This is a genomic window from Rossellomorea vietnamensis (assembly GCF_001305855.1).
GTDB lineage: Bacteria > Bacillota > Bacilli > Bacillales > Bacillaceae_B > Rossellomorea > Rossellomorea vietnamensis_A.
On sequence record NZ_LIXZ01000002.1, the window covers coordinates 318,285 to 326,379 of the forward strand.

The 8,095-nt window shown below is 47.7% G+C and carries 7 protein-coding genes; 1 reads left to right on the top strand and 6 read right to left on the bottom strand.

The window, feature by feature from the left end; genetic code table 11:
• Positions 1-11 precede the first annotated feature (11 nt).
• The 4 genes from AM506_RS04725 to AM506_RS04740 all read right to left on the bottom strand — a co-directional run bounded on the left by AM506_RS04725 (position 12) and on the right by AM506_RS04740 (position 5,558).
• Complete coding sequence (locus tag AM506_RS04725) at positions 12-1,958, bottom strand: TOMM precursor leader peptide-binding protein (RefSeq protein WP_060671304.1); 1,947 nt, start codon at positions 1,956-1,958, stop codon at positions 12-14.
• Positions 1,958-3,862: a putative thiazole-containing bacteriocin maturation protein gene (locus AM506_RS04730; RefSeq protein WP_060671306.1), complete on the bottom strand. Its 1,905-nt coding sequence runs from the start codon at positions 3,860-3,862 to the stop codon at positions 1,958-1,960. Before AM506_RS04730 ends, AM506_RS04725 begins: the two co-directional genes overlap by 1 nt.
• Before the next feature lie 143 nt (positions 3,863-4,005).
• A complete protein-coding gene (locus tag AM506_RS22010; protein WP_082386231.1) occupies positions 4,006-4,278 on the bottom strand; it encodes a heterocycloanthracin/sonorensin family bacteriocin in 273 nt (90 codons plus the stop codon).
• Positions 4,279-4,616: 338 nt separating this feature from the next.
• Positions 4,617-5,558, bottom strand: a complete 942-nt coding sequence (locus AM506_RS04740; protein WP_060671310.1) for a DHH family phosphoesterase — start codon at positions 5,556-5,558, stop codon at positions 4,617-4,619.
• A 93-nt stretch (positions 5,559-5,651) separates the two neighbouring features.
• On the opposite strand from AM506_RS04740, the gene AM506_RS04745 reads away from it, so the two are divergent.
• The gene (locus tag AM506_RS04745; RefSeq protein ID WP_060671312.1) at positions 5,652-5,957 is read left to right on the top strand and encodes a YtpI family protein; all 306 of its coding nucleotides are present in this window, start codon (positions 5,652-5,654) and stop codon (positions 5,955-5,957) included.
• Between the two features lie 40 nt (positions 5,958-5,997).
• Here AM506_RS04745 and AM506_RS04750 read toward each other — a convergent pair whose 3' ends face one another.
• Positions 5,998-7,317 carry a DRTGG domain-containing protein gene (locus AM506_RS04750; RefSeq protein WP_060671314.1) on the bottom strand — a complete coding sequence of 440 codons (1,320 nt, stop codon included), beginning with the start codon at positions 7,315-7,317 and terminating at the stop codon, positions 5,998-6,000.
• 108 nt (positions 7,318-7,425) lie between these two features.
• Complete coding sequence (locus AM506_RS04755) at positions 7,426-7,668, bottom strand: hypothetical protein (RefSeq protein ID WP_060671316.1); 243 nt, start codon at positions 7,666-7,668, stop codon at positions 7,426-7,428.
• Positions 7,669-8,095 lie beyond the last annotated feature (427 nt).

The following is an 8,095-nucleotide window of genomic DNA, read 5'->3' on the forward strand; positions in this document are numbered from 1 at the left end:
CTCCTCACACCTTAAGGGAACGGATGCGGTTTTTGATTGAGCTCATCAACTGTCAATGGCCGGTCCCTATATCCCCGTTCTGCCGGGACGTTCAGGACCCTTTCAAGGCCAGTCAGTCGGGTGAGATGATGCCCGAACGTCATGGGAAGCATGCCGGGGATCAGGACTTTCACGCAGTGTAGTCCGTTCTTTTCAAGTTCCGGTGCAGTTTGGTCCACGACTATGACGTCAAGGTTCCGGCTTCGGAATCTTTCTAGGATCTCCTTCAGGTCATCCGCCAGATCGGTGTGTTCCGATCGCCAATTGAATTCCTGCTGGAAACTCTGTAAGCCTCGGCTCGCGTCCTTCAAAAAGGCAAAACGTTCTTCAGCCTGTGGCAATCCATACAACATGCCGTGATCATCCATCTGCCTGACGAGGGAATCATCGTACAGCATCTTTTCATATTTCTCCCTGTTCTTCTCCAGCTTTTCATCTAGATTCAGCATCATCCCGGCGATCTCCTGAATTGCGCTTTTGGCTGCTCTTACAGGATCGAGATGGGCACCTGCTGCGAGGATCAGATTCAATCCCGTATCCTTCCTGTTTTTGGCCATGGCAAAAACGCTTGGAATTCCGTGTTCCATGGTGGAGTTATACAAGTAGAGATCATACCCTGCGACCGCACGCACCCGTTCGATCATTAGCTGCAGCTCCTCGTCTTCTGCTGTCACGGGATCGAGACGAGGCAGCCCCAGTTCTGCGTACCAGGTCATAAGGAACGAGTCCCGCTCAACGACCTCCATGATTCCGTAGAAAATCGCTTCCTCCCGGCTTCCTCCAAGGGCACAGCCGTTGGACGTTTCATAGACAAACCCGGATGATTCGCAGCCGAGACTGTAGTAGGCAAGGAGCTCAGGGACGAGAATCGGCCGCTCTTCGATGAGTGAGTATCCCCACACCCAGTCGATGGCCCTGTCAGGGTCGAACTTTTCAAATGGGAATCCCGGCATGCTGTACTGTTCGTCGGTGTGCACGCCGACCTCTAAAGGATTCAGTGCACGTTCCTCCACGTTCCGGTAGCTGTCATGAACAACCGTCCGTTTACCACGAGGCTCCAATCCGCAGTGACGCTCCAACCCTTCAAGGATGGCTGTCAGCTCGCTGTCTGAATAGACTTGAGTCCGGCCTGCTGTCCCTTCATCACCGGAGAGCATCGGCATATTGACGCTCGCATCGGCAAACGGCGTCACCAGGTCATACATCTTGCTGTTAAAAAGTCCGGTCCGGTTATCCAGATAATCGTTGACAAGAACAGGTTTTATTTCATCCAGGGACTTACATCGGAAACTGTCGGCACGGATTTTCGGACTGGACTTGAGGGTCACACGGGCTAATTCCGCTGAATCCTCCGGAACCTTGCTGCAGATCGGGCATAACGAGTCGGGAACGAATGAATGCCAGGAACTGTTCAATGTTTTCAATTCGGTCAAACATACCCTTCCCTGAAAATGTGGCTTTGCACCTTCCAGTATCCTGACAGCTTCTGCTGTGATGATGTGAGACATTTGCGCCAATCCGGTATTCGAAGCCCACGGATCCTTCGTCATTCCACCAATTTCAGCGAGTTTCCCTTGTACCGCCCGCATCTCATGTCGTTCTTTTCCGCCAAGGAGACGGCGCAGATCGGCACATTGGGAGCAACCCGGTGAGTCCGGCTGAACCAGTGGTCCGATGATTCCTTCTCCAAACGAAACGAAGCCTCTCAGCCAGGGAACCTGGGTCCCCCTCATGACTTCTTCTGCCATCTGGTGAGCGCTTGGATTCCATGTATCATCCAACACCAGCACCAAATCTGTATTTGCCGGAAGTCCCGTTTCAACGCTTTTTTGCCTGAAAACGGGGTACCGGGCTGACAGTTCGGCACAAACACGGTCCGACAACATTCCCTCCCCCACGATCACTAAGAAAGAATTCATCAGTCTTCCTCCTCTCTCAGCAGCACACCAAACACGCCTGCGAGCTCCTGTTTTAGAGCAGGTTCAATACCCAGTTCATATACCACTATCTGTTTCTGATTCCATTTCAAAGTGGTAAGAGCTTCTTTCAGATTATCAGGCTCGATCCTCTCTTCACCCGGCGGAATGTTGATACTCTGCACATTCTCTTCCTCCAAAGCAACGGCAACAGGATTTGCGTCTAAAGCATCCTCCCCGTTCTGAGCTTGATAGAGTGCCTGCTGCAGAGAGTTCCTCAGCGCCATGGTGATCGTGAAACCGGTATTTCCGTACCAGCCATTCTTTCCACGAATATACACGACCGGAAATCCAGACAAATCTTCCCCTATCCCGATGGCAGGTTCCTTTTGCATCGTGGTCAGTGCCTTTAGATAAAAACGGCATGTTTCATCTTCAACCACTTCTAATTCACATCGGGAAATGCTATTCCTTTGAACGGATTCTCTTTTTCTCAGCTCATCCGTCAAACACTTCTGCAGGCCTCGGCCAATGCATTCTGTGAACGTCGCCCCTGTGCTGACCGCCATGTGATCACCTGCCTCATGAGGGATGATCAATTCACCAAACTTTGAGGCATATTTCTCAATTCCCCTTAACCCTGCTTCCCGGCGTGCCTCTGCATGGGTCAAAGCACAGCAGACCACCTCATCCAGCAGTTCTGCGGGACCTTCAGACCGTGCGTCGACTGGCTGAACGCGGCATTGAGCGAGTGGCAGCTGCTTCGTGTCCCCTTCCTCCCATACGTGAAAGATTCCTGTCTCTTTTGATGTCAGCAGGCTGAAGAAATACAGCAGTTTTTCAGGATCCGACCTTTCTGATCCCTGTTCCAACCGGGTTTCAAGATTCAGCACAGGTTCAGCCCCAAGTCCCCTTTCGAGTGGGTGGGGTAAAAAAGAATGCCAGCTTCCTTCAAGGGTTTCTGTATCCAGCAGAAAGACCCGGTTGCGCTGATCAGGTTTTGATACCCCGGTTATTTCTTTGAATAATTCAAAGACGATCATGTTCGCAATCATCGCTCCAGAAACCGCCGATTCAGCAGGAAATTCATCTTCTGTTCCCAAGGCAGTCGTGTGGAGACGCCTCCATGCAGATTCCCACCCCGCCTCTGAATCAGGATGGATGATCGGTCCTGCGATCCCTTTCTGCCTGTGACAAACCGCAGGGATCAACAGCTTTTGATCGGCCCTGCAAATGGCCTGAAGAAGGTCGAGTTCCTCGAGGTTTTCGCTTTGAGTCACATATAAAATCGAATCGTATGGCTCTAGAGTCTCCCGCCAGCCCTCCTCACTGAACCGGACTTCCATCAGCTCTACCTCCGGATCTGTCTTCCGGGCATGGTCGACAAGTTCCACGAGCCTTTTTCTGTTCGTCGGTACCTCATTCGTCACGAGAACCCGCAATTTTGCCAACCCTGATTCAAGCAATGAGGATACCATTGACATCAGAAAAGGACCAGATCCCACTGACAGGACATTGGCGTGACGATAGGTTTCAAACCGTGAAGCACCTGAATCTGCCAAACTATCAACGAACTCAATCTGTGATGCGAATTTTTCCACTGCATGTTGGGGCAGTTCGTGTGGCAAGTCCCTGCTTACATCCCTAACGAATCCATTCTTAAGCAACACCTCAGCTATTTCCATGACCCTGTTTCGATAAGGATCAGGCAGTCCACTCGTCAAATCCTCAAGGGAGTACTCCCCGTTGAACATCGGCAGCATCTTCTCAACCCATTGATCAATTCCACTGCCTTCCATACGGAATGAACATAGGTTATTCCTTAAGTAAACTCCGCTGTTTGGTTCAGGGAGGTAAAACGTATCCCTCTTCACTTTTAAACGCATCGAAGGGTCCAATTTTCCCATAATGCTCCTCCTTACCCCCACTTATCTCTTGTATTTTGGCTGTCATTACCATAGTATGAGTCTCACTTTGTCCCTTATGTATAAAAAGACCCCTGCACGAACTCATACAGGAGTCATTCCGAACACGATATTCTAAAAGCCGATTAACGACCGCAGCGTCCACATCTTCCGCAGCCGCCACAACGGCCACCTCCGCCACACCTTCCGCACCCGCCGCAACGGAAGCATCCTCCACAACCACCGCACCCAAAACAACTAAAGAAACATGAGAATCCAAAACCAAAGCAGCCTCCAAATCCTCCTAGGAAAAGCCGTTCGTCATTCGGATCGTACATATTCTGGTCCCAGGAAACGGGCTGTGTTGCCTGGAAATCACCTACATTCAAACTTTGAAGTTCATTATAAAAATTATTCATATCTTCATTACCTCCCAAAAAAGTATCATATGGCTCTCGAAACGTGTAGTCATGAGTCTTTTTATAAAGAGTTACCGGCATTTAGGGCAATGCACTATAAAGGTGAATCATCCTCAACAATTTATGTAAAGTCGCTGGGTATTGTTACTGATGCATAAGCCTATTTTCGAGGGACATGGCGTAAGGGAGAACACAAAAAGACCCCAGTCGATGGACCGGAGTTGATTGTCAAATTTGAAAAAGCTCCTGCTCATCTTAAAGCTGTGGTGCCTTTTCCCTTTCCTATCTGAATGATTCAGTCAACAAAAAAGCCGGCATCCGCCGACTCTTCGTTAATATTATTGATGATTCCTGCACACTTCCCGTAAATCCTTCATCACTTCTTCTTTCTCATCCCATGAATAAATGGACGCACCAGCTGCCAGGGGATGTCCGCCACCGTTGTATTTCTTGGCGATGGTGTTGATGACGGGACCCTTCGAACGAAGGCGAACCCTGATTTGATCATGTTCTTCAATAAAGAAGACCCATGCTTTCATGCCTTTCACATTCCCTAACGTACTGACGAGAAGGGACGCTTCTGATGGCACGACGGCGTGCTCTTCGAGGATATCCTTCGTCATGACCATCATGCCGCAGCCATCTCCATCCATCTCGAAATTCTGCAGCACATATCCGTTAAGCTTCGTGACATTGGAATCGACTTCATACATTTTATTGAACAATTCATTCCGGTCGAAATCATAGCGGATCAATTCACCCGCAATGTCAAATGTCTTCTGGGTCGTACTTGGATACAGGAATCTTCCTGTATCACCGACGATCCCGGCGAACAGAAGTCGTGCTCCTGAATCAGGAAGGGTCAATCCCTTGTCTTTTCCGAACTGGTAAAATTCATAGATCATTTCACTGACGGAGCTCGCCGTCGTATCGATCCACAGGTGATCCCCGTAAGCATCCTCATTTGGATGGTGATCAATTTTCACAAGCTTGTCTCCTAGTTTATAGCGACGGTCACAGATTCGTTCTTCGTTGGCCGTATCACACACAATAATCAGGGCCCCTTCGAATACGGAATCTTCAATGTCATCAAGACGTTTTAAGTAATGAAGGGTTTCTTCTTCTTTTCCAACAGCGTAAATGTTCTTATCGGGGAATGAGGCTTTCAGCATTTCCACGAGTCCACCCTGTGATCCGTATGCATCCGGATCCGGTCGGACATGTCTATGTACAATGATCGTTTCATATTGTTTGATAAGATTCAGGATTTGTTCTTTCATGGGAATCTCCTTTGTGGTGGAATTTTTATTTGGCATTCTGCTCGGTTATCTGTAAAATAGTAGCGAGAGATGTCAACGATGGAGGACAAAACTATGTATTTTCTCGCATTACTGATCGTCGTCACGTTCACCTTCTATGTCTTTTATAAAATTAGACAGGTGCGAACACGACGACCGATGGAAAAGAAATGGTTATCGGCGAAAGCAAGCATTGCCCTTGGGCTGTTCGTTGCCCTGTTCGGGATCAATCAGCTGTTTTTATTCCCTGGTACACTGACGTATGTCATCTGCGCGCTTTTCATCCTTATTGGACTCGGAAGCTGCTGGGCTGGATATAAAATGTACAAGCATGTGCTCCCTTTTGCACAGAGGGAAGCGAAAGAACTGGATAACCAATAAGGTACGAAAGACTAGATTTCAATCTAGTCTTTTTTATTGATTAACGCCGGTCAATTAGCTGACAAATCATCAGCGATTTCCCCATTAACACGCCTTCGTTATATACTTCTACATCCACTTTACCAAATTTTCTTCCGACGTCGAGTACTTTCGGATGGATCTCCAGTATGCTTTCCATCTGGACCGGTTTGATGAAGTAGATGGTCATATTTTCGATGACGAGGTCGCCTTTCTTATAGGGCTTTAGTGCACGATTAGCCGCTTCGGTCATCAAGGTCGTGAATACACCATAAGAGAGCGTTCCGATTCCCGTCGTCATCTGCGGTGTGACGGCAAATTGGTAGATTTCTTTGTTATCTTTTTTCTCGCCTATTACTTCCACTGCATTCGAAATGAGGTCATCGATTGTTTCTCCAACCTGTGGCTGACGTTGAATCATTTGCAGGGCTTTCAGTACGTCCTGACGGCTGATGATCCCCTGCAGTTTGTTCTGTTCATTGACGACAGGGAGTAATTCGATCCCTTCCCAAATCATGATATGGGCGGCGGATGCGACACTCGTGTTCGGGCTGACGGTGATCGGCTGCTTCGTCATGATCTTATCGATGCCAGCATACTTTTCCTGTCCCATGACGTCTTTTGAAGTCACCATACCATGGACTTTCAAGTTGCGGTCCACGACCGGGAAACGGCTGTGGAAGGTGTACTGATTCTTTTCGAACCATTCTTCCAACGTGTCATCCAGATGCAGATAAATCGTATCATCGACTTTCGTTAAAATGTCTTCCACTAACACGATCTCTTTTTTGATGAGCTGATCGTAAATGGCCCGGTTGATCATGGTGGCGACAGTGAAGGTGTCATAGGAAGTGGAGATGATCGGGAGTTCGAGTTCATCCGCGAGCTTCTTGACGTCTTCATCTGCATCGAATCCACCTGTGATCAGGACGGCTGCCCCTGCTCGCAAGGCATGTTCCTGGGCCTGGGTCCGGTTTCCGATGATCAAGAGGTTCCCTGCTTCCGTGTATCTCATCATGGCTTCAAGCTTCATGGCTCCAATGACAAACTTGTTGAGCATCTTATGCAGGCCGGATCGTCCACCGAGTACTTGTCCATCGATGATATTGACCACTTCTGCGTAGGTGAGCTTTTCGATGTTTTCTTTTTTCTTCTGTTCGATGCGGATCGTGCCGACGCGTTCGATGGTGCTGACGTAGCCTTTCGTTTCGGCATCCTTGATCGCCCGGTATGCCGTTCCTTCACTGACGGTCAGTGCTTTTGCGATTTGGCGGACGGAGATTTTTTCTCCGACAGGCAAGGTGTCTATGTACTCCAGTATTTGTTCGTGTTTTGTAGCCAAGCTTTTCACCCTTCTTTGTAACGTCCTACTTAATATGTTTATTATAATGTGAAAAGCGCGGTGTTTCAATTTAATCGGGGCTTTGAGTGATACAAGCCCCGTTTTTCTTTAGCCAAATGATCGTGATTTCACCTTACGAACAGACTTCGATTTCAACTTCTTACCCTTATCTGTTCCTTTTGGTGTGTAAAGCAGGGCGGCGAGGTTTCCGGCTATGACACAGGTGGCGAGGATGAGCCAGCCGATGGCGAAGTACCCTTTTAGGCCTTCTGCAAAAATAGACATTCGTGGGGCTCCGTAGTAGATGAGTGCCCCTGTGATGAGTAAACAGAGTATATAACGTTGTTTCAAACATTCCCCTCCTCTCTAGGCTTGTATCATGTATATGCGAGTGAGTGGAGGATGTTGTGTAAACATGGTAAAAAGCGTGATGCATTTGCATTTAGTAGTTCAGTTTTGTGGAGGAGGATTTTAATTGGTATGTGAATGAGCATACTTTTAGCACGTTGAATGAAATGATTGTTTTTTTGATACCTCAAGGATTTTTAACATTATGTGGTAATATAAATATAAAAACTATATATATTCAGTTCTTTCATTAACAGGCAGGAAAGTGGAATAAGAAACTATTAATTAGTTTAAGGGGAGAGAACTATTGGAGAAGGATACGTTAGAACTAATTAAGGTTGGAAGTTTAACAGTTATAGCAATTAGTTTGGCTATTATAGCTTGGCGAATGGGCGATGTAGTTAATTATCTATACGATATAGCTCTGAAG